Consider the following 22,847-nt stretch of genomic DNA (forward strand, 5'->3'; position numbering starts at 1 on the left):
AATAGGCCAATATGACCAGAACCCCTGCGCCGGACAGCCCAAAACCGGCCGATATCCGTCAAAAAATCGCGCCCACAACCCAAACTCGCGGAAACGCAGCAGGAATTTCAGCAGCCTGCTAGTGATAGCCAGTCCCGGCAATGTAATCATGCAGCACCTGCTCTGTGTGCAGCGATTCCTCGAGCCGGTGCTTGACCACATCGCCGATGCTGATCACGCCGACGAGGATCTCGCCATCCATGATCAGCACATGGCGCGTGCGCCGCATCGTCATGATCGCCATCACCAGGGGCAGCCCATCGCGTATCGAACAGGTCGCCACGTCGCGGTTCATGATGTCGGCAACCCGCATCATGGGCGCCTCGCTGCCGTAGTCAGCGATCGCATTGCAGCAGTCCCGCTCCGACACCGTGCCCTGATAGTCCCCAGGCGAACGACTGACGACGACGAAGCCAATGTTGCTGTCGCGAAACAGCCGCAGGGCCTCCACCATAGTCTGATCCGGAGTGACCGAGATGATCTCGGGAGCCTTGCCCTTCAAGATATCGCAGACAATCATCTGAGCCTCCCCTTCTGCGGGCTCAAGCTTCACAGTCGACGCGCGCTCACCTTCGTCGGATATTCCGCCACCAATTGTATCCCTGCGCCTCGCTCGTCTCGACCAGAACGTCCCCTTCCGTGTCCAGGCGCGCGGCGACCACACCGCCGCCGGTCGCCGCCTTGCCCGGCTTGCCGAGCAAATCGTCACGCCCGATCACCAGGTCACGCGAGGAAAAACTCGAGAATTCGTATTGTTGGCCAAGCGCGATCGCGTCCGCCGGGCAGGCGTCCTCGCACAGCCCGCAGAACAGGCACCGGGCCGTGTCGATCTCGAACTTGGCGGGGCGCCGGTTGCCCTTCTCGTCCTCGTAGGGGACGACCTCAATGCAGTAGCAGGGGCAGATCCGCGCGCAGAGCTCGCAGGCCACGCATTTGATCTCCCCCTCTTCGTCGCGCTTCAGGAAGTGATGCCCGCGATAGCGCGGATAGGGCAGCCATTTTTCCTTGTCCGGATACTGCATCGTCACGGATTTGGAGAACATGTAGCCGAACGTGAGCGCCAGAGCGTTCACGAGATCGGCGAAGAACGCCCAGCCGATCCATGCTCCATACTTGGCCACTGCGCGCGACATTGCCGCCTCGCTGCGGAGTCGTCGTTCCTGCTAAAGGAACACGAGTCCGGTTATGATTATGTTCGCCAGAGACAGTGGAAGCAAGACTTTCCAACCGATCGCCATCAGCTGGTCGTAGCGGTAGCGCGGGAAAGTGAAGCGGAACCACATGAACACGTAGATGAAGAACGCGACCTTGAGCAGGAACCAGAGGAGCGGCGGCAACGGGATCAGCACGCCGTTCCAGCCGCCGAAGAACAGGATCACCGCCAGCACCGATACCAGCAGCACGATGGCGTATTCGCTGACCATGAAGAACGCAAAGCGGATGCCGCTGTATTCGGTGTGGAACCCGGCTCCCAGATCGCCTTCCGCTTCCGCCAGATCGAAGGGAATGCGCTGCGCTTCGGCCAGCCCGGCGACGAAGAACACGAAGAACCCGACCGGCTGGTAAATGATGTTCCAGACATCGGCCTGCGCTCGCACGATCTCCAGCAGGCTCATGGATTGGGCCAGCATGACCACGCCGATGACCGCAAACCCCATCGGGATCTCGTAGCTGATCATCTGCGCGCAGGTCCTGAGGCTGCCCAGCACCGCATATTTGCTGTTCGAGGCCCAGCCGCCGAAGATGACGCCATAGACCTCGACCCCGATCACCGCGAAGACGAAAAGCAGCGCCACATTCATGTTGGAGACGTAGAGCGTGATCTCGGCATTGCGGACCGAGACGGTTTCGCCGAAGGGGATCGCGACGAACACCACAAAGGGTGGGGCGAGCGCCAGGATTGGCGCGAGCTTGAACAGGAAATGGTCGGCCTCGGCCGGGATATGGTCCTCCTTGGTCAGGAGCTTGATTCCGTCCGCCAGCGGCTGCAGCAGCCCGTGCCACCCCACGCGCATCGGCCCCATCCGCTGCTGGATGTGCCCGCCGATCTTGCGTTCCAGCCAGGTCAGCGGCAAGGGCAGCAGCAGCAGGATCGCAATCAGCAGCGCGACCTTGAAGACAATCAGGCCAAGGGCGACGACAAGTTCCATGAGACGACAAGTTCCAGGACTTGCGGCTACTTGTTCAATGAGCCGAGGCCCGCGACCAGGCTTTGGCTTCGGCCGTACACTAAGCACTTGCGCCGTTGTCAGGCTGCGGCGGGGGGATACGCTTTGTATAACGATATCACAGTCTTACCGTCTCTGACTATGGCGTGTCCGGTCTCAGGCAAATGAGGCGGCTGGGTTCCTCTCGGCTTGTCGGGGGGGCATCTCGTCGAGCCACTCGTAGCTCTGCCTCATGCCCATCCGCCATGCCGGTCCTGAGGACGGCCCCCGCGAATAGCGCGCGGTCTGTGCGAGCGGCCGCATCGAAGTCGCGCCGCATCATCTCCTCGCGCTTGCTGGGCCGAGACGTTCAGGACGTGGGGATGACTCGCCTCCTGTCCACTCAGCCGTCATAGGCTCTTTGAAGCGCGGCAATGTCGATCTTCTGCATCTGAAGCATCGCCTGCATGGCACGGCCGGCCTTCTCTTGTTCAGGGCTGCTCAACAGCTTGGGCAGTACTGACGGGATGACCTGCCAGGAGACGCCGAACCTGTCCTTCAGCCAACCGCATTGCTGGATCTGTCCACCATCGCCGAGCCTGTCCCAGTAGTAGTCGACCTCGTCCTGGGTTTCGCAGTTCACATAGAGCGAGATCGCTTCCGTGAACTTGAAGCGCGCCCCGCCATTGAGCGCCGTGAATTGCAGGCCTTCTAGCTCGAAGGAGGCGGCCATGGGCGATACGCCGCCGAGCTTCGAATTCTTGAAGACGGAGGTGTAGAACTTTGCCGCCTCCTCAGCCTGGCCATCGAACCACAGGAACGGGGTGATCTTCTGCATGGTCGTCTCCTCCTCTTGCTTGTGGGGGGTAAAGCGGGCGGGCGCCCGAATGCGGCGAGCGCGGGGCTTCCAGAGATGATCGGCGGAATGGCTCAGGCGGCCGGCTGCCTTTCAGCAAACAGGGCGTCGAGCTTCCCGTAGCTCGCCGCGACACCTTCCTTCATGCCGCTCCTGAGCGCGCCGTCGCGGGCCTCGCGCGAGGAATAGAGCACGGTCAGGGCCAGTTCGGTCTTGCCCGCCTGCTCCGTCAGGACCAGCGTCGCAACGGCCTCGCCTCCGGTCCAATCCTGGTCGAACAGCTCGGTCCGGACGATACGTTCCGGGGGCGTGATCGCGCGATACGTGCCGCCCATACCCATCACGGCGCCGTCCGGCCCGTGCCAGACATGGCGGAAGCTGCCGCCAACCCTCAGATCGACCTCGCAATGCTCCAGGGACCAACCCGGCGGGCCGCTCAGCCACCGTTTCAGCAGCTCTGGCTTGCACATTGTCTCGAAGACCAGCTCGCGCGGTGCGTTGAAGAGGCGGGTCATCAGGATTTCGCGGTCGCTGGGCGTCGAGACGGACAGGTCGGCGGTCGTCATCATCGTCACTCTCCTTTGGGGCTCATGCCTTTGGGATTCTTGGCTTTGGGGTTCATGGCGGGTTGTCCGGTCTCGGCCTTCATCTCGTCGAGAAGGAGGTCGAGGCGCTGGAAGGTCGTCTCCCAGAACTGGCGGTAGCCTTCGAGCCAGCCATTTGCGTCGGCAAGCGCTTGGGGCTCGAGCCGGCAGGGGCGGCGTTGCGCGTCCCGTCCGCGCGAAATCAGTCCAGCGCGTTCCAGCATCTTGAGATGCTTGGAGATGGCCGGCTGGCTCATCGCGAAAGGCTGGGCCAGCTCGGTCACCGAAGCCTCGCCCAGGGTGAGGCGTGCCAGGATCGCCCGCCGGGTTGGATCGGCGAGGGCAGCGAAGGTGGTGTCGAGTCGGCCGGATGGTGTCATTTAATTACCAATAGGTTATATAACGATGTTGTTATTTACCGGAGCGCCGCCCTTGTCAAGGTTGAGGGGCGGGGCCTTCCGACAGGTCCGTCATGCGGATCAGGCATCGCGGACCCGGCGCGTGAAATCCTTGTGTGCGGCAGGGCAACGGGCGTATGTGCAGCGCTTATGAGCAACACAGATCCCGCCGCCTCAGCCCTGTCCGTCTGGATCGCGCTGGAAAGCCCCACCCATCACGCTCCTGGCGTGAATGGCATGATGGACCTCGTCGCCAAGGAGGTCGAAGGCCTGCCGATCGCGGTCGAGCGCCTGCCGGGGCGCGACGGGCTCGGCGACAGCGTGATCCTGAGGGCCGGGCTCGATAACGGCGAGAAGGCTGTTTCGGTCATGTCGCATCTCGACACCGTCCACCCGGTTGGGACGAGTGCTCGGGATTTGCCGGTCCGGATCGAGGGCGACAGGCTCTATGGTCCAGGTGTCTACGATATGAAGGGCGGTGCCTGGCTCGCCCTGCAGGCCTTCAAGGATGTGGCGAAGGCGGGCTCGGCGAAGCGGCCGATGATTTTCCTGTTCACTCCGGACGAGGAGATCGGCTCGCCGACCACCCGTTCGGTGATCGAGGGCATCGGGCGCCAGTCGGCAGCGGTGCTGGTGACCGAGCCGGCGCGTGAAGGCGGCCGCATCGTCACGGCCCGCAAGGGTGTCGGCCGCTTCGATGTCAGGCTCGAGGGCCGCCCGGCTCATTCAGGCTCGCGCCATGCCGACGGGCGCAGCGCCATCCGCGAGGCGGCGCATCAGATCCTCGCCATCGAGGGCATGACGGACTACGCGCGCGGCATCACGACGTCGGTCGCCTTGATCGGCGGCGGCACGGCGGCGAACGTGATTCCGCAGCATGCCTGGTTCAGCGTCGATGTGCGCGTCACCACGCTTGCCGACGGCTCGATGATGGAGAACCGCATCCTTGGGCTCACTCCCCGCGATCCCGATGTGAAGATCACGGTGACGGGCGGCATGAATCGGCCTCCCTATGAGAAGTCGAGCACGGTTGCGCAGTTGTTCGAGACGGCACGTGGCGTTGCGGCGACGGTCGGCTTCGACTTGCAGGACTGCCCGATGACCGGTGGTGGCTCGGACGGCAACTTCACGGCAGCGCTCGGCGTGCCGACGCTGGACGGTCTCGGCATCGACGGCAATGGCGCCCATACGCTCGAGGAATACGCGCTGATCTCCTCGATCACACCGCGTCGAGCCCTGATCAAGGGGCTGCTCGAGACGGTCTGAACGCCGAGCTTCCCGCTTCCGCTTCTGCCCGAAATCCGCTCTGATGCTTCCCAAGGCCGCAAGACGGCTGACCTTGGGAAGGGAAGCGGGCATGAGGAACTGGATCGCGGGCGCCCTCGGCGCGGCTTGCATGATGGTGGCGGGAATGGCGGCGGCACAAGACCTGATGGTCGAGAAGAAGGTGTTCGAGCTGCCGAGCTTCACGACGCAAGGCGGGCGCACACTCAAGAACGTCAAGGTCGGCTGGGAGAGCTACGGCACGCTCAATGCCGACAAGTCGAATGCGATCCTGATCTGCCATTTCTTCTCCGGCAATTCACATGCCGCCGGCAAGTATGACGCCAAGGATGCCGCCCCAGGCTACTGGGATGCCATCGTCGGCCCGGGCAAGGCGATCGACACGAACAAGTACTTCGTCCTCTCTTCCGACACGCTGGTGAACCTCAACACCGGCGACCCGAAGACAACGACCACCGGCCCGGCTTCGGTCAATCCCGATACCGGAAAGCCCTATGCGCTCGATTTCCCGATCGTCACCGTCGGCGACTTCGTCAATGTCCAGAAGGCGCTGGTTGAGAGCCTGGGCATCAGGAAGCTGGCGCTGGTCGCCGGCCCATCCATGGGCGCGCTTCAGACCTGGGAATGGGCAGCAAGCCATCCCGAGATGGTGGCCAAGGCGATGCCGGTGATCGGTGCTGCCGAAGCCGATGCGCAGCTCATCGCCTGGCTCGATGTCTGGGCGGCGCCGATCCTGGTCGATCCCAACTGGAACAAGGGCGATTATTACGGCGGGACGCCGCCCAATGCCGGCCTCGCCAAGGCGCTGGCGGTGGTGACGCTGCAGGCGAACCACGGCGACTGGACCAATGGCACCTTCGGACGCCGGCCGGCCAAGGAAGGCGAGGACCCCGCCAAGGCCCTCGGAAACAGGTTCCAGGTCCAGAGCATTCTCGACAATGCCGGCGAGGCGCGCGCCAAGGTGTCCGACGCGAACCATTTCCTCTATCTCGTGAAAGCCAACCAGCTTTTTGCCGCCGGCGGTACCTCGCTCGCCAATGGTGCGTCGAAGATCAAGGCGCCGGTGTTGCTGATCACGCAGCCGAAGGATCTGGTCTTCACCGCGGATACGATCGGCAGGACGGTCGATGGCATGAAACAGGGGGGCGTCGAGATCTCCCACGTCACCATTCAAGGCTCGCGCGGGCACCTCGACGGCGTCATCTCGATGAAGCAGGCCGAGGGGGCGATCCGGGCCTTCCTGGAGAAGTGAAGCGCAGCAAAGCCTCATGCTCGGCCTTGTGCCGAGCATGAGGCTTTGAAACGATGACGGGCAGCACATGCGCCAATGGCCGGAGCAAGCCCGGCCAGGTCGGTGATGCCCTCTTCGAGGCGGCAGCGTTCTAAAGCATCGGCCCCGAAAAGTGGATTGCGGTTTTCGAGAAAGCCGATGCAAAAACAGGAGGTTAGATCATCTGGCCGGATACAATATCCGGTCCGATGATCTAGCCGCCCCCGATCACGGCGCGCACACCGTCAATAACGAATTGCACGGCGAGGGCGGCGAGGATCACGCCGAGCAGGCGGGTCAGCACGACATTGCCGGTGACCCCGAGGAGGCGCGCAATCGGCGTCGCCATGAAGAAGGTCACGAGGCAGGAGAGGATCACCAGCCCGCAGATCACCGCCAGCGAGCCGAGCATGGCCAGATCGCCGTTGGCGCGGCCGGCGAGCAGCATCATCGCGGTCAGCGAGCCGGGGCCTGCCATCAGCGGGATGGCGAGCGGGAAGGCGGCAACGTTGCGGATGTGATCCTGTGTGATCGCGGTCTCGGCGGTCGCCTGCTTGCGTTCGTTGCGGCGCTCGAACACCATCTCGAACGAGATCCAGAACAGCAGCAACCCGCCCGCGATGCGGAAGGCCGGCAGCGAGACGCCGAGCGCCTTCAGCACGACATCCCCGGCAAGTCCGAAGAAGGCCATGATGCCGAAAGCGATGATGCAGGCGCGCACCGCGACCTGCCTGCGCTCGTCGGCCGACATGCCGCGCGTTAGGGACAGGAAGATCGGTGCGAGGCCCGGCGGATCGAGTGTCACCAGCAGTGTGACGAGGGCGGAAGTGAGGTAGTCGATATTCATACAATCAAGCTATGATGGATTGATGGAGTAAACCAAATAGTATGGGCTCCTTCGACTTGCCGACCAACACTGAAGCGCCAGTCAGCATTGAGTTCCGCGGGAACGAGAGCCGCTGGGAAGCGCTCTTTTATGTCGGCTTCGGCGGATGGATTGTCTACGAATTGGCATCCAAAGGTGGGTGGACGGCCGTGATTGGTGTCGCTCTCTTTGGCTCCCTTTTTCTGCTTCTCGCCGTCGGGAAAGCGCTGGGTGAACCTGACCGCTCGGTCCATCTGGCATTTGATGAAGAGGGGCTTTGGGTGCCGAATGTGTTCGCGCGAAAGGTGCCGTGGCCCGCAGTCCAGACCTACTTCATCGATCCTGACAGGGAGAATGGGATTGTTCTCCTCGTCGGCCTGACGGAGCCCGCACTCTATGAGCCGAAGGTCACCGAACCCTTGAAGACGTGGCCGGTCACCTGGAGCGGCCTTCGCCTCCCGCTCCATGACGTGGCGTGCCGTGAAGAGGAGATTGAAGCGGCCTTTCGGCGCTTTGCTCCGAAGGTTCGCAGGATCTAGCTCGATGCCTGCCAGGCGACGGTCCTGATGATCTCGGCGCGCGATTTCCCATGAAACGTGGCGGCAATGTGGGAGGCCTCGGAAAGTGAGTCAAAAACGGCTCGCAATTATTTGAAAACAAACAGTTTTAATTTCTCTGGAGAGATTCGTCTTTTACTGGCTTCGCGGGGCGGAATCGGATAGCCAGAAGCTTGAAAAATCGTAGAAAACGGGACCTCATCCCTTGAGCGAAGACGACAACGACACGCGCGGCGGCCCGCCGGAAGACGCGCATTTCGGCGGCGACATCAAGCCGATCGCCATCACTGACGAGATGAAGAAGAGCTATCTCGATTACGCGATGAGCGTGATCGTCAGCCGCGCTCTTCCCGATGTCCGCGACGGCTTGAAGCCGGTGCACCGGCGCATCCTGTTCTCGATGCACGAGAACAAGAACCTGCCGGACCGGCCCTATACCAAATGCGCCCGCATTGTCGGCGATACGATGGGTAAGTACCATCCGCACGGCAATATGGCGGTCTATGACGCGCTGGTCCGCATGGCGCAGGATTTCTCGCTGCGCCTGCCCTTGATCGACGGCCAGGGCAATTTCGGCTCGATGGATGGCGATTCCGCGGCGGCCGATCGTTATACAGAGGCCAGGCTCGACAAGGCGGCGATGCCGTTGCTCGAGGATCTCGACCTCGACACGGTCGATTTCCAGCCGAACTATGACGGCAAGGAACATGAGCCGCGGGTTCTGCCGGCGCGTTATCCGAACCTGCTCGTCAACGGTGCCGGCGGCATCGCGGTCGGCATGGCGACCAATATTCCGCCGCACAATCTCGGCGAGGTGATCGATGCCTGCATCGCGCTGATCGACGATCCCGAACTCTCGATCGACGACCTGATCGAGATCGTGCCCGGTCCGGACTTCCCGACCGGCGCCTCGATCATGGGCAAGAGCGGCATCCACTCCGCCTATCACACCGGGCGCGGTTCGATCGTGATGCGGTCCAAGACGCATATCGAGGAGCTGCGCAAGGAGCGCGAGGCGATCATCGTCACCGAGGTTCCCTATCAGGTGAACAAGGCTTCGATGGTCGAGAAGATCGCCGATCTGGTCCGCGAAAAGCGGATCGAAGGCATTGCCGACCTGCGTGACGAATCCAGCCGCGAGGGCGTGCGTGTCGTCATCGAGGTCAAGCGCGACGCCATGGCGGATGTCGTGCTGAACCAGCTCTACCGCTATACGCCGCTGCAGACCTCCTTCGGTGCCAACATGGTCGCGCTGACCGGCGGCCGGCCGGAGGTGTTGAACCTCAAGGACTTCCTCTCGGCCTTCGTCGAGTTCCGCGAGGAAGTCGTCTCTCGGCGCACGCGCTATCTGCTCAACAAGGCGCGCGAGCGCGCCCATGTGCTCTGCGGCCTTGCCACCGCCGTCGCCAATATCGACGAGGTCATCCGCCTGATCCGCACCGCGCCGACCCCGGCCGCCGCGCACGCCTCGCTGATGGAGCGCAACTGGCCGGCCGAGGACATCGCGCCGCTGATCGCGCTGGTCGACGATCCGCGGCATCCGATGAACGCCGACGGCACCTATCGCCTGTCCGATGCCCAGGCCAAGGCGATCCTCGAATTGCGCCTCGCCCGTCTGACCGCCCTCGGCCGCGACGAGATCGGCGATGAACTCGCCAAGCTCGCAACCGAGATCGCGGATTATCTCGACATCCTGCGTTCGCGCGCCCGCATCCAGTCGATCATCAAGACGGAACTCGCCGAGGTGAAGGCTGCCTTCGCCACGCCGCGCCGCACGGTGATCCAGGACTGGGGTTCCGATCTTGACGACGAGGACCTGATCGCGCGCGAGGACATGGTGGTGACCGTGTCCCATGCCGGTTACATCAAACGCGTGCCGCTCTCGACCTATCGGGCGCAAAAGCGTGGCGGCAAGGGCCGTTCGGGCATGTCGACCAGGGACGAGGATTTCGTCACCCGGCTCTTCGTTGCCGACACGCATACGCCGATCATCTTCTTCTCCTCGCGCGGCCAGGCCTACAAGGAGAAGGTCTGGCGGTTGCCGCTGGCGGCGCCGAATGCACGTGGCAAGTTCCTCAACAACATGCTGCCGCTGGAGAAGGACGAGCGCATCACCACGGTGATGCCGCTGCCGGAGGACGAGGAGAGCTGGGCGCGGCTCGACGTGATGTTCGCGACCCGGACGGGCAATGTCCGCCGCAACAAACTCTCCGACTTCGTGCAGGTCAATCGCAACGGCAAGATCGCGATGAAGCTCGACGAAGGTGACTCCATCGTCGACGTGCAGATCTGCTCGGAGCATGACGACGTGCTGCTGACCACGGCGGCCGGCCAGTGCATCCGCTTCGCCGTGCCCGAGGTGCGCGTCTTCAAGGGCCGCGACTCGACCGGCGTGCGCGGTATCAACCTCGCCGATGGCGACGAGGTGATCTCGCTCGCCATCCTGCACCATCTCGATGCGACGCCGGATGAGCGCGCGGCCTATCTCAGGCGCGCCGCCGCTGCCCGCAAGGCACTGAACGGCGAAGGCGACGACACCGCCGAGCCGGTTCAGGCAAGCGAGGGCGAGGAGGCCGCCAGCGACATCGAACTCGGTCAGGAGAAATATGCCGAGATGGGCGCTGCGGAGCAGTTCATCCTGACTGTGTCCGAGAAGGGCTATGGCAAGCGCACCTCGTCCTTCGAGTACCGGGTCACCGGACGCGGCGGCAAGGGCATCGTCGCCATGGTGGTGAACGAGCGCAACGGCAAGCTGATCGCCTCCTTCCCGGCTGTCGATACGGACCAGATCATGCTCGTGACCGATGGCGGGCAAGTGATCCGGGTGCCGGTCGACAAGGGGCCTGATAACCGCATCCGCATTGCCGGCCGCTCGACCCAGGGTGTCACGGTGTTCAACACCGCTGCCGGGGAGAAGGTTGTCTCGGTCGAGTGCATCGGTGATGCAGGTGATGACGAGGCAGAGGACGAAGGTCCTGCGCCGGCCGACGAGCCCGCGCAGGAAGCCTGAGAGCGGCTCATTGCAGGTTTGAAATGACCTGGAGCCTGGGCTGTCCGCTCAGAGGAACAACCAGAGCATGATGCCGAACACTCTCGGCATCATGCCTCAGGCCAGGACCGCGACAAGAACCGACAGCCCGATCGCAAGCACGCCCAGGGCGAATGCCCGCCGGGCGGGGCACGACCTTCTTGTCACCGTCTGATGCAGCGGGCGTGGCTGCAATCCAGGTGACGGAGTCCAGTGCGGCAAAGCCGGCAAAGGCCAGGGTGACGACGACGATATCGAGCCGCCGCCATGGGACCGGCTCCATGGGTGCACGCGTGGCCTGGGTTCCGCACTGGTTGCGATGAGGAAACACTGGCCCACAGGCAGGTCAATCGCGAGGCTGCAAGCGCAGGCTCAAGCTCAATCTGCTCGGATGCTGATTGAGCCAGCCTCAATCACGTTTTCTGCGTTTGGACGAAATCGTCAAAATGCAGAAAACGTGATCGAATCTCATAGTTTAGAGCATGCTCTATGCGAAAAAACGTTGCCACTTTTTCGCAGCATGCTCCAGCGTCAGCGTGTCAGGAGATTTGGCAGGCTGCTGCCGGCAGGGCGCAAAGTGGCTTCCGAGTCGAGCGCGAGCGATGGACCCTCGAGCGGGCCCTGCAGGACGAGCGGCACCGTCAGGGAGCCGCTCTGCTGCGCCAACTGGCCGGCCATCTCGATCCAGCTTTGCTGCAGGAACGCTTGGCCCGCGAGCGTGAGACGATAGGTCGGGCCGGTCATCTGGGCGTCGGCGATTGTTGCGATGCCATCCGCGACATTCGCCGTTGCGCTCGCATTGTCGAATGCTGTCTTGCCTTGCCGCCATTCCCGCAGGGCTGCAACGGGATTGCGCTCGGCCCGGCGCAGCAGGTCGCTGAAGGCAAAGCCGCCAAGCTCGCCCTGACGCAGACTGAGGCTCGCCCTTCCGTTCAAGGAAGCGAGAACAGCCTCGGCCGTGGTGCCGGTGCCATCCAGCGCGAACTGCAGATTGCCTTGCCCGCTCAGCTTGGGCAGGTCGGGCAGGTCGGCCGCGCTCTGTCCGAGATTGATACGGTCGAGATTGCCTTGCAGCTTCACGTCGATGGCATTCGGGACAGCACTCGCAAGCAGGCGGCCCTTGACGCTGCCGTCATAGGCCGTCGCGCGAAGCAAGCCGGCTTCGAAGCGCCCCTTCTTGACGAGTAACTGGGTCGCAACGTCACTGAGACGCGCACCGCCAAGGCGGGCAGCATCCACCGAGACACGCAGGTCGATATCATGGGCCGTCCAGGCCTCGAATTCGAGCGGCGTTGGGTTGGCGAGCCCGGCGCCGGGTTTTGGCAGACCGAGCCGGCTCGTCATCCGGCCAAGATCGAGCGTCGCGCCGGCGAGCGTTCCGGAGAGGAACCAGCGTTGGCCGGCTTCGCCGAGCATGATTGCGCCGTCGAGGCGGTCCCCGTCGAAGATGGCGCTTGCGCTGCTGAGCGAGATCTCGTTGGCCTTGATCTGGGCTTCAGCGGCAAGGCTGAGCTGTCCGATGGCCGCCGCGAGACGGGGCGTCTCACCGAACCAGCCGAACAGGTCCGGCAGCGACCGTGTCGCGAGGCTCAGTTGCCCGTTGAAGACCGGCTCGCGCAGCCCGGAGCGAATTCCGTCCAGGCGCAGATTCATCCGTTCCGAGGTCGCGGACAAGGAAAGCCTGGCCCGCTCGCCGGCGACCGGCCAGACAACGCTGAGATTGGTCGCGACACCGCGCCAGGTCACGGACCCCGAGGCGATGATCGGCTCTTCGGGGTCGCGGTCCTCGATGACCAGATTGACATCGCGCAGAATGGTGCGGATCGCGCCTTCGGCTCGTGCAAAGACCGAGCCCGAAATGATCACGATCCGGCTCTGGTTCGTGAGGCCGCTGAGATAGGCGAGGGGTGTTGCGAGCCACTCCGAAAGCTCGTCGTTCCGGCCAGCGACAGTGGCATCGATTTCGGGGGAGACCAGATCGATCCGGTCGAAGGAGAGGCGTCCTATCAGGAGCGGCAGCAGGCGCGCGCGCGCCTTGAGCTGTGACGCCTTGCCGGAGAGCAGTCCGTCATGCTGCCTGAAGCTGACCTGCGAGAGTTCGATCCGTGGCAAAGGCAGCAGGACGATATTCGCGCGCTCGAGGCCGGTCACCTTCAGCCCGGTGCGATCCTCGATGCGGGAAACGACATGGCGCTCGACCAGGCCGATGGCAACGCCCCAGGATTGCAGGCCAAGCAGCACCAGGCCGATGGCGAGCGAATAGACGAGGATGGAAACGCGTCGTGTCATGGGCCTTCGGCCGGGCTGCAACCGGAATCGAACCGGAGGTCAAGCTAAAATTGTTTATGACGATGCCGGGGGGCTTGTCGAGTTGAGGGGCCTATTTCCGGCATACAAGCTGTGGATCGGCTACGAGAGCCGCAACGCCTTACGGTGTCACCGCTTCGTGCCACCCGCTCGTGCCAGAATGATGGCAGGATAAAGGCCGGCGATCACGATCAGCAACGCCGCCAGCGCCCCGTCCTCGAACATGCCACGCGAAGCATGTCCGTAGACGATCGTTGCGAGCGTATCGACGTTCAACGGTCGCAGGAGCAGCGTCGCGGGCAGCTCCTTCAGGCAGTCGACGAATACGAGCAAGGCGGCCGCCGCGATCGCAGGACGAGCGAGCGGCCAGTGCACCTGCCGCAACACCTCGCCCGAGCTCGAGCCGAGGGCGCGTGCGGCATCGTCGATCCTCGGCGAGATCCGGGCGAGACCGCTCTGGATGCCGGAAATCGCGATCGACAGGAAGCGTACGACATAGGCAATCACGAGAGCCGCACCCGAGCCGATCAGGATGAGGCCCGGATTGACGCCGAACAATGCGGAGACGGTGTCGGCGACAAGATTGTCAAAGGCGGCAAGCGGGACGAGCAGTCCAAGCGCGAGGACCGTGCCGGGCAGCGCATAGCCAAGCGAGGCGATGCGTGCGAGCGCCGGCAGCCAGGTTTCGCGGCCGAGCCGGCCTGCGGCCACGATGCCAAGGCCGAGCGCCACCACGATCAGCGCGGCGCCTGCCGAAAGCAGCAGGGCGTTCCAGAGATTGCGCAGCAGGGCCATGTCGAACTGTTGCAGCAGGCCGCGCGTCAGGACCTCTTGCAGAAGGAAGCCCATCGGCAGCAGGGCGCCGAACAGCAGGGGCAAGGCGCAAATAGCGCTGGTGGCGAGCGCTGCGCGTCCGGACAGGCGCCGGCGGCCGACGGCGCGCGGCTGGCGCACCGAGAGGGTGAAGCGGCGTTCGCCGCGCAGCCGCGCTTCGGTCGCGATCAGGACGACGACCAGCACAAGCATCACGCAGGAGATCTGGGCCGCGCCCGCCAGAGAGCCGCGATTGAGCCAGGTCGTATAGATCGACAGCGTCAGGGAGCGGACGCCGAGATATTCGGTCGCGCCGATGTCGTTGAGCGTTTCCAGCAGCGCCAGGGTCAATCCTGCGACGAGCGCCGGGCGCGCCATGGGCAGGCCAATCCGCCAGAACAAGGCGCCGCGCGCAGCCCCGAGCGTGCGTGCCGACTCGACGATCGTCGCGCTCTGCAGGCCGAACAGGGCCCGGACACTGAGATAGACGTAAGGGTAGAGCACGATCCCCATGACGAAGATCGCGCCGGCCAGATTGCGCGGGTCGGGGAACCAGTAGTCACGCAGGCTGCGATAACCCGTCAGCGCACGGAGGGCCGTTTGCAGCGGGCCCTGGAAGCCTAGGAACTCGACGTAGATATAGGCGGTCAGATAAGTCGGGATCGCCAATGGCAGCACGAGCAGCCATTCGAAGGCGCGGCGGCCGGGAAACTCGTACTGCGTGACGAGCCAGGCCGTGCCGACGCCGATCAGGCTGCAGAGCAGGCCGACGCCGACGAGAAGCATGGCGGTGTTCGCCAGCGCATCAGGAATGACATTCGCGACGAGATGCGGCCAGATCGACGTTGCCGCCGGCGAGAGCGCGGTCAGGCCGAGCGCGAGAACCGGCAGCGCGACAAGTCCGGAGCCTGCGATCGAGGCCCAGACAAAACGGCTCGACGGCCGCCACAGGCGTGGCGGCCGTCGCATGGTTTCGGCGCTGGCAGGGTGGCTCAATTGTCGAAGCCGGCCTTGTCGACGAGGTCGGCGGCGGCCTTGCGGTTCTTGGCAATGTCGGTCAGGGCGACCTTGTCCGGCGTCACGGTGCCGATCAGCTTGACGATGGCGCTCTCCTTGACATCGGCATTGACTGGGAACTCGAAATTGCCGTCGCCGTAAAGGACCTGCGCCTTCTCGCTGAGCATGTACTCGATCAGCTTGACGGCATTGTCCTTGTTGGGCGCGTGCTTGGCGATCGCGGCAGCCGAGACATTCACATGCGTGCCGCCATTGGCGAACGTGGTCTTCAGCGGCTTGATGGCCTCGAACCAGCCCTTCTGCTCGTTGGTCGCCGTGCTCATCAGGCCGATATAATAGGTGTTGATCAGGGCGATGTCGCACTGGCCGGAGAGGATGTCGCGCGCAACGTCACGGTCGCCGCCGCCGGGCTTGCGAGCGGTGTTGGCCTTCAATGCCTTGAGATAGGCCTCGGTCTTCTCGGCGCCGTGATGGGTCAGATAGGCTGCGAAGAAGGCGTTGTTATAGGGGTGCTGACCGGCGCGGATGCAGAACTTGCCCTTCCATTTCGGGTCGGCGAGGTCCTCATAGGTGATCGCATCCTGCTTCACCCGCTCCTTCGAAACGACGACGACGCGACCGCGCTTGGTCAACGTGACCCAATTGTCCTGCGCGCCGCGCAGCTGCGCCGGCACGGTCTTGTCGACGAGGGCGGACTTCACCGGCTGGGTGATGCCGGCATCCACCGCCGCGTTGATCTCACCGACATCGACCACCAACATCACGTCGGCCGGGCTGTTGGCGCCCTCGGCCTTGATGCGCTCCTGCAGGCCGTCCTTGAGGAAGACCGCATTGACCTTGATGCCGGTGTCCTTGGTGAAGGCCTCGAGTGCCGGGTTGAGCAGAGCGGGCTCGCGCGTCGTGTAGAGATTGACGCTCTGGGCCAGGACCGGGGTGGCGAGCAGGCAGGAGGCCAGGGCGATGAGGGACAGGCGGGTTTTGTCGATCATGGTTCGCTCCTTCGGGCGCGCACGCGCTCTGCAAATTCGGTTCTGGAGCGGTAGTGCCTGACACTATGCCGGTCAACGAGAAAGCGTTATAGATCAATTGCTTGTATGAATTCTAAATTGCCGTCTCTTTAGATTAATTCAAAGATTAGGCAGCTCTGCACCCAAGCCTGAGACTGGCCGCGGCTCGGCGCAGCCAGTTCGTGGAGCTAAGGCAAAAGCCGGAACGCCGGTCCGGCGATCACGCGGACGGGTCCACGCGATGGCGGGTCGATCGAGCCGCGCAGCTCGATTGCGTCGCTCATCACGCTCTCGTCGCGAAGCGACGCCTCGCGCGTGCGCAGCTTGCGGCGCAGCGCCTGCATCTGCGCTTCGACGCGTGAAATGCCCACCCGCTCGTCGATGCCGCGCCGATCGCCGGCGCTGAGCTCCCGCGCCGACCTGAAATCGACGAAATCGCGCCGGCCATAGGGCCACTGTGACGAACCGATGAAGGTCGTGACCTTGCCATCCAGCACGACGCTGTCGCCGGGGCGAAGCGTGATGTCGCGCAGCAGCGAGACGCGGCGCTCGCCGCTGGCGACGATCGGCGGCCGGCAGGCCGGATCGGAGGATTTCTCGTGGCCATAGGCAACGGGGAGCGATCCATAGGTCCTGCCATCTGCGGAAACGGCGCCGTCGATCGTGCTGGCACCGGCCGGAACGCGGAAGACCTTGACCGGGATGCCGGGGTTCATGGCGCGGCAAAGCGCGTCGTGCGCCGTCAGGTCGGACTGGGCATTCAAGTTGCCGATCGGCGCATGGAAGCCGTCGCAGAGACGCACGCAGATGGTGCGCGCGCCATTTCCACTGCCGGAGACGGTATCACGGCGTGCAACGCTGTGCTGCGTCGCCGGACGCCGGGCCTGACGCGGAGGCTCGACCGATCTGAAGGGGTTCAAGACCACGGGCGGATGCGCGATGCGCCCGTTCGGTACGCTGCGCGCCAGGGGCAGGGTCCAGATGCTACGCGCAGGCGCATAGGCGATGGGGGCACTATGGGTGCCGACTTGCGGGGCGCGCATGGCGCGACGGTTCGCCGCCTCCTGAAGCTGAAAGTCGCGGACGCCAGCATCGTCGCCGGCCTGGACGAGCGAGATCGTACCGATCGCGCCGCCCGCTCCGAGCACGATGCCGAGCGCAGTCATTGCTGCCAAACGACTTGCAGGCCTCGACCCGAGAATACTGCGCCTTGGCGAAACGGCGTGGACAGGGCAGCTCAAGGACGGGTCTTCCCCGCCCGGTATCTCACGGACACGAAACATCGCGTCAACTCCACTCACGCTTGTTCTTCGTCCGCCGCATTTCGGGTGTAGTTTACTTTTCGTTAATCATCAACGGCGCGCGGGGATTTACCCATGCAAAGCGGGCACGATGCTTAACGCAGCGCGCCCGGCCAAAAATGCTTGGCGGGGGGTGCTCAGGTTTCGGGCGAGATGACGATGCGCTGCATGTTCGAGACGGTTGCCGTATCACCCGAACCGCTCTCGAAGCGGCCGCGCAACTCGATAGCGGTTACGTCATCGGTCTTCGCTTCCCGCCCCGTCATGTCGCGGCGCAGAGCCAGCATCTGACCTTCGCGGCTGGAAATGCTCGGGTTGTAGGGCCAGGCTGAAGAGCCTTCGAAGGTTGTCACCTTGCCATCGAGCACCACCGAGTCCCCCGGGCGCAGGGTGAAATCCCGCAGGAGAGAGACGCGGCGCTCCCCGTCTGCCGCGACGGCGGTACCAACGCCGGCGTCATCGCCAGCCTGAACGAGCGAGACGGTCAGGGCTGTACCGCCCGCCCCGATAACCAATCCGAGCAGCAGCATCGCGCCATACCGTGCCAGAGCGGTCCGACGGGAACGGGACGGATGGATTCCGGGCGGGGCATGGCCCGGCAGCGGCATGGCAATTCTTGGGCGGAACATCGACGACTTTGCCTATGGGTAGGATCACTCACCCCAGCGTTATGCAAGCCGCCGTTCTCTCCGCTTTAAGGCACAAGCTTGCCTTTGATGCATTCTGCAGAAATGCACCACGAACCACGGGAGATCCGAGGTTCGTGGCGCAGGGATGAATAAGAGGGAGCCTCTGAGCCGCCCTCAGAGGTCCGGGCCGCGCACCGCCTGCGGGACGGCCACGGGCACCGCGGAGGTGGGCACGGTCTCGCGTTCGCCGCGACTGCGCCCCGAGAGCCAGGTGTCGACCTTGTCGAGGTAGAAGTAGATCACCGGCGTGATGTAGAGCGTCAGCAACTGCGAGACGATCAATCCGCCGACCACGGCAATGCCGAGCGGCTGGCGCAGCTCGGCACCGGCGCCTGCACCGAGCGCGATGGGAAGCACGCCAAAGATCGCGGCAAAGCTCGTCATCATGATCGGACGGAAGCGGACAAGCGCTGCCTCGCGGATGGCGGTCAGCGCATCGTCGCCCTGTTTGCGGCGCTCGATCGCGAAATCGACCATCATGATCGCATTCTTCTTGACGATGCCGACCAACATGAGGATGCCGATGATCGCGATCACCGACAGGTCCATGTTGAAATACTGCAGGGCGAGCAGCGCCCCGAGGCCGGCGGAGGGCAGGCCCGAGAGGATCGTGATCGGGTGGATGAAGCTTTCGTAGAGAATGCCGAGGATGATGTAGATCACCAGGATCGCGGCGAAGATCAGCAGGCCCTGGCCCTTCAGCGCATCCTGGAAGAGCTGGGCGGAGCCGGCGAAGCTCGTCACGATCGAGGCCGGCAGATTGACGTCGCGCTCGGCTGCGCGAATGGCGTTGACCGCGTCGCCAAGCGAGATGCCCGGCGCCGTGTTGAACGAGATCGTCACCGCCGGCTGCTGGGAGATGCGGTTCACCGCGAGCGGGCCGACGCTGGGCTTGATCGTCGCCACCGTTTCCAGCGGCACGTTCAGGCCGTTCGCAGCCTTGAGCAGCAGCCGCGAGAGCACGGCGGGGTCCTGCTGATAGGCGCGATTGGCCTCCATGATGACCTGATAATCGGTCGAGGGGGTGAAGATCGTCGCGATCTGGCGCGAACCGAAGGCGTTGCCGAGCGCCTGCCGGATCTGGTCGCTGGAAATGCCGAGGCTTGCGGCGCGTTCGCGGTCGATGTCGATCGAGAGCTGCGGGTTGCGCAGTTGCAGATCGATATTGGCATCGCGCAGCTGGGGAAGCCGGGCGAGCCGCTGCTGCATCAGCGGAGCATAGGTGAAGAGCGCATTCAGGTCCGGTCCCTGCAGTGAATAAAGGTACTGCGCGCGCGACGAGCGGCCGGCGTTGAGGTTGATGTTCTGGACCTGCTGGAACACCGCGGTGATACCCGGCACGTCGCCGGTCGCGCGCCTCAGCCGCGAGATCACCACCTCGGCCTTCTCGCGCTGGTCCTTGGGCTTGAGCGCGATGAACATGAAGCCGTTATTGGTGGCGTTGAAGCCGCCGATATTCGACGTCAGATAGTCGACCGCCGGATCGGCCTTGACGATTTCGGCGATGCGGATCTGGCGCGCCGCCATGGCTTCGAACGACGTGTCGGGCGGGCCCTCGGTCGATCCGCGCAGGAGGCCGGTGTCTTCGGTCGGGAAGAAGCCCTTCGGGATGTCGATATACATCTGCGCCGAGATGTAGACCGTCGCCAGCGTGAAGATCAGCATCAGGATGCGTGCCTTCAGCACGTAATCCAGCGTCCAGCGATAGGCGCCGAGCATCCCCTGGAAGCCGGCCTCGAAGACGCGCTCGATCAGGTTCGGCTTCTTGTGGTGGTCATGTGCCTTGAGGAAGCGGGCGCAGAGCATCGGGGTCAGGGTCAGGGAGACGAAGCCCGAGACGATGATCGCGGCGGAGATCGTGCCGGCAAACTCGACGAAAACCTTGCCGACGACGCCGCCCATGAAGAAGACGGGGATGAAGACGGCGACGAGCGAGATGGTGATCGAGAGAATGGTGAAGCCGATTTCCCGCGAGCCGTCGAGCGCCGCCTGGAACGGTTTCTTGCCCATCTCGATATGCCGGATGATGTTTTCCAGCATGACGATGGCGTCATCGACGACGAAGCCGACCGCGAGCGTCAGCGCAAGCAGCGAGATGTTGTCGAGCGAATAGCCGAGCGTGTGCATGATCGCGAAGGTGCCGACCAGTGAAATCGGCAGGGCGAGCGTCGGGATCAGCGTCGCGGCAAGGCTCTTCAGGAACAGGAAGATCACCATGATCACGAGCGCGATCGCGATCATCAGCGAGACCTCGACATCCTCCACCGCCTCGCGGATCGGGATCGAGCGGTCATTCAGCACAGTGAGTTCCATCGCCGCCGGAAGCTGCTCGCGATAGGCCTCGAGCCTGGACTTGATGCTGTCGACGACCTCGACGGTGTTGGCGTCGGACTGACGATAGACCGCCAGCATGATCGAGCGTTGCCCGTTGAACCAGCTGCCGGTCTGGTTGTTCTCGACGGAGTCGTAAACCTGCGCCACGTCTTCGAGGCGGATCGGCACGCCGTTCTTCTGCGAGATGATGAGGTTGCCGTACTCGGCGGCGCGCTCCATCTGGCCTGTGGCGCCGAGCGTCAGGCGCTGGTTCTCGCCATTGAGCGTGCCGACCGGGGAATTGGAGTTGGCGGCGGCGATCGCATTGCGGACATCGCTGAGTGCCAGCCCGCGCGCCGAGACGGCATCGGGATTGACCAGTACACGCACGGCATATTTCTGCGCACCGAAGATGTTGACCTGCGCGACGCCAGGCAATTGCGAGATCTGCTGCTGCAGGATGTTCTCGCCGAATTCATGGACTTCGTAGAGCGGCTTCGTCGCCGAAGTCAGCACCATGAACAGCACCGGCTGGTCGGCCGGATTGACCTTCCTGAAGCTCGGCGGCGAAGGCAGCTCCGGCGGCAGGCGCCGGGCCGTGGCGCTCAGCGCTGCCTGCACGTCGAGCGCTGCGCCGTCGATATTGCGGTTGAGGTCGAATTGCAGCGTGATCGAGGTCGCGCCGAGCTGCGAGACCGAGGACATCGAGGTGATGCCCGAGATCGAGGCGAATTCGCGCTCCAGCGGTGCGGCGACCGAGGAGGCCATCGATTCGGGGCTCGCGCCCGGCAGGCGGGCACTGACATTGATGGTCGGGAAGTCGACCCGCGGCAGTGCCGCGACCGGAAGCTGTTTGAAGGCGAACAACCCGAAGATCAGGAAGGTTGCCATCAGGAGTGTCGTCATCACCGGACGACGAATGCAGGCCTCCGGGAGGTTCATCAGCCAGCACTCCCCCGCTGCGAGGTCAGGTGGGGCGGCGGCTTCTGGCCGCCGCGGTTGCGCTCGACCGCGCGGGCGCCATCGGTCAGCAGCAGCTGGCCATCGATGACGACCGTCTCGTCGCCCTTCAGGCCGGAGGCGAGCACGACGCGCTCATCGATGGTGCGGTCGACGGTGACAGGCCGGGCGCGGGCGACGCCGTCCTCGATCACGAAGACGAAGGTGCCGTTCTGGCCGTTCTGGACGGCCTCGCGTGGCACGGTCAGCGCATCGGGCTCGACCCGCAGGATCAGGCGGACCTGGCAGAGCGCGCCGGGCCACAGCGCCTCGTCGGGATTGTCGAAGATGGCGCGCATCTGGATGGTGCCCGTCGTGGCGTCGACGAGGTTGTCGATGACCGCGATCTTGCCTTCGACGCCGCGGCTCGCGCCGTGCTGCGTGGCAACCGCCACGGCCGTGCCGGCATTCATCGCTTCGCGGATGCTGGACAGGTGGCGCTGCGGCAGGGCGAAGCTGACATAGATCGGATCGACCTGGTTGATTGTCACCAGGGTGGTCGAGTTGTCGCCGGTCTTGGCGATATTGCCCTCCTTGAGGCCGGCCACGCCAATCCGGCCCGAAACCGGGGCGGTGATGGTGTAATAGGTCAGCTGGACCTTGAGGGCATCGACGGCTGCCTCACCGCCACGGACGCTGGCCCTGAGTGTCGCGACCTGGGTGCGGGCGGTGTCGAGGCGCTGGTCGGTGGCGAAATCCCGCTTGGCGAGTTCCTCTGCCCGGCGCAGATCCGCTTCGGCGGAGGCGAGCGAGGCCTTGTCGCGGGCGACGCCGGCTTCGGCCTGCTTCAGCAGCGCTTCCATCAAGCGGGAGTCGAGGCGGAAGAGCACGTCGCCCTTCTTCACATAGCCGCCATCGGGGAAGCCGACCTCGATGATCTGCGTATCGACGCGCGAGCGCACCGCGACGCTCGAGAGTGTCTGCACTGTGCCGATCGCATCGAGCCTGACCGGCATCGGGCGGCGTTCCGCCTTGGCCGTGACGATGGTGACGGGCGGGCGCTGCTGCCCTGACGCGCGTGATGACGGGGCTGCGGCCTGTTGCGCCGGCTGGGCGTAGGGCGGGATGATCTTTCCATAGGGAATGCGATCGAGCGGCGGAGGGACCGGCCTGCCGGAATAATGCAGACCTGCGCCAACCGCGACCGCGCCAATGGCGGCCACGACAACAACGCGCCCGAAAGACAAGACTGCCATGCGAAACCTTGCGCCAGAGGGGGGACAGCCTCTGTACCATTTGGAACGGTCGTCCCTAAACCGTCCTAGCCGCAAGCATTTAGCATGCCGACAGGTGGTTTCAGGCGCAAGCGCGAAACGCCGTTTGCCTAACGATGTAGCGAGGATGTGACAGAGTATATCTTACGGACGTGCGGC

General features: G+C 64.1%; 18 protein-coding genes. 4 read left to right on the forward strand and 14 right to left on the reverse strand.

Features of this window, described 5'->3' with window-relative positions; all coding sequences use genetic code 11:
* Positions 1-118 precede the first annotated feature (118 nt).
* The 6 genes from FG93_RS19665 to FG93_RS19690 all read right to left on the reverse strand — a co-directional run bounded on the left by FG93_RS19665 (position 119) and on the right by FG93_RS19690 (position 4,006).
* Positions 119-559 (reverse strand): CBS domain-containing protein, encoded by a 441-nt coding sequence (locus tag FG93_RS19665; RefSeq protein WP_043237361.1) that lies wholly within the window; start codon positions 557-559, stop codon positions 119-121.
* A gap of 46 nt (positions 560-605) precedes the next feature.
* Positions 606-1,172 (reverse strand): NADH-quinone oxidoreductase subunit I, encoded by a 567-nt coding sequence (locus FG93_RS19670; protein ID WP_043237364.1) that lies wholly within the window; start codon positions 1,170-1,172, stop codon positions 606-608.
* A 30-nt stretch (positions 1,173-1,202) separates the two neighbouring features.
* On the reverse strand, positions 1,203-2,189 hold the full coding sequence (gene nuoH, locus FG93_RS19675; protein ID WP_043237367.1) for an NADH-quinone oxidoreductase subunit NuoH: 987 nt from the start codon (positions 2,187-2,189) through the stop codon (positions 1,203-1,205).
* A gap of 400 nt (positions 2,190-2,589) precedes the next feature.
* Entirely contained in the window at positions 2,590-3,024 is a 435-nt protein-coding gene (locus FG93_RS19680; protein ID WP_043237369.1) for a VOC family protein, read from the reverse strand.
* 92 nt (positions 3,025-3,116) lie between these two features.
* Positions 3,117-3,611: an SRPBCC family protein gene (locus FG93_RS19685; protein WP_200878132.1), complete on the reverse strand. Its 495-nt coding sequence runs from the start codon at positions 3,609-3,611 to the stop codon at positions 3,117-3,119.
* Positions 3,612-3,613: 2 nt separating this feature from the next.
* On the reverse strand, positions 3,614-4,006 hold the full coding sequence (locus FG93_RS19690) for a metalloregulator ArsR/SmtB family transcription factor (RefSeq protein ID WP_052513955.1): 393 nt from the start codon (positions 4,004-4,006) through the stop codon (positions 3,614-3,616).
* A gap of 168 nt (positions 4,007-4,174) precedes the next feature.
* On the opposite strand from FG93_RS19690, the gene FG93_RS19695 reads away from it, so the two are divergent.
* Entirely contained in the window at positions 4,175-5,290 is a 1,116-nt protein-coding gene (locus tag FG93_RS19695; protein ID WP_043237371.1) for a M20 family metallopeptidase, read from the forward strand.
* Positions 5,291-5,381: 91 nt separating this feature from the next.
* On the forward strand, positions 5,382-6,560 hold the full coding sequence (locus tag FG93_RS19700) for a homoserine O-acetyltransferase (RefSeq protein WP_043237422.1): 1,179 nt from the start codon (positions 5,382-5,384) through the stop codon (positions 6,558-6,560).
* Positions 6,561-6,792: 232 nt separating this feature from the next.
* Here FG93_RS19700 and FG93_RS19705 read toward each other — a convergent pair whose 3' ends face one another.
* On the reverse strand, positions 6,793-7,425 hold the full coding sequence (locus FG93_RS19705) for a MarC family protein (protein WP_043237373.1): 633 nt from the start codon (positions 7,423-7,425) through the stop codon (positions 6,793-6,795).
* A gap of 41 nt (positions 7,426-7,466) precedes the next feature.
* Between FG93_RS19705 and FG93_RS19710 the strand changes: the two genes are divergently transcribed.
* A complete protein-coding gene (locus FG93_RS19710) occupies positions 7,467-7,982 on the forward strand; it encodes a hypothetical protein (protein WP_043237376.1) in 516 nt (171 codons plus the stop codon).
* A gap of 223 nt (positions 7,983-8,205) precedes the next feature.
* Positions 8,206-11,010 carry a DNA gyrase subunit A gene (gene gyrA / locus FG93_RS19715; RefSeq protein ID WP_043237380.1) on the forward strand — a complete coding sequence of 935 codons (2,805 nt, stop codon included), beginning with the start codon at positions 8,206-8,208 and terminating at the stop codon, positions 11,008-11,010.
* A gap of 549 nt (positions 11,011-11,559) precedes the next feature.
* Here the strand turns inward: gyrA and FG93_RS19720 are convergent.
* The 7 genes from FG93_RS19720 to FG93_RS19750 all read right to left on the reverse strand — a co-directional run bounded on the left by FG93_RS19720 (position 11,560) and on the right by FG93_RS19750 (position 22,670).
* Entirely contained in the window at positions 11,560-13,317 is a 1,758-nt protein-coding gene (locus FG93_RS19720; protein ID WP_043237381.1) for an AsmA-like C-terminal region-containing protein, read from the reverse strand.
* Between the two features lie 147 nt (positions 13,318-13,464).
* Entirely contained in the window at positions 13,465-15,144 is a 1,680-nt protein-coding gene (locus FG93_RS19725) for an iron ABC transporter permease (protein ID WP_244448664.1), read from the reverse strand.
* Positions 15,141-16,154, reverse strand: coding sequence for an extracellular solute-binding protein (locus FG93_RS19730; RefSeq protein ID WP_043237383.1), 1,014 nt, complete (start codon positions 16,152-16,154; stop codon positions 15,141-15,143). Before FG93_RS19730 ends, FG93_RS19725 begins: the two co-directional genes overlap by 4 nt.
* A gap of 206 nt (positions 16,155-16,360) precedes the next feature.
* Positions 16,361-17,338, reverse strand: coding sequence for a DUF2865 domain-containing protein (locus FG93_RS19735; protein ID WP_043237385.1), 978 nt, complete (start codon positions 17,336-17,338; stop codon positions 16,361-16,363).
* A gap of 272 nt (positions 17,339-17,610) precedes the next feature.
* Positions 17,611-18,102: a hypothetical protein gene (locus FG93_RS19740; protein WP_152579522.1), complete on the reverse strand. Its 492-nt coding sequence runs from the start codon at positions 18,100-18,102 to the stop codon at positions 17,611-17,613.
* A gap of 174 nt (positions 18,103-18,276) precedes the next feature.
* On the reverse strand, positions 18,277-21,417 hold the full coding sequence (locus tag FG93_RS19745) for an efflux RND transporter permease subunit (RefSeq protein ID WP_052513957.1): 3,141 nt from the start codon (positions 21,415-21,417) through the stop codon (positions 18,277-18,279).
* The gene (locus FG93_RS19750; protein ID WP_052513958.1) at positions 21,417-22,670 is read right to left on the reverse strand and encodes an efflux RND transporter periplasmic adaptor subunit; all 1,254 of its coding nucleotides are present in this window, start codon (positions 22,668-22,670) and stop codon (positions 21,417-21,419) included. The genes FG93_RS19745 and FG93_RS19750 overlap by 1 nt, the downstream gene beginning before the upstream one ends.
* Positions 22,671-22,847 lie beyond the last annotated feature (177 nt).

Source organism: Allobosea sp. LC85, from assembly GCF_000735605.1.
GTDB lineage: Bacteria > Pseudomonadota > Alphaproteobacteria > Rhizobiales > Beijerinckiaceae > Allobosea.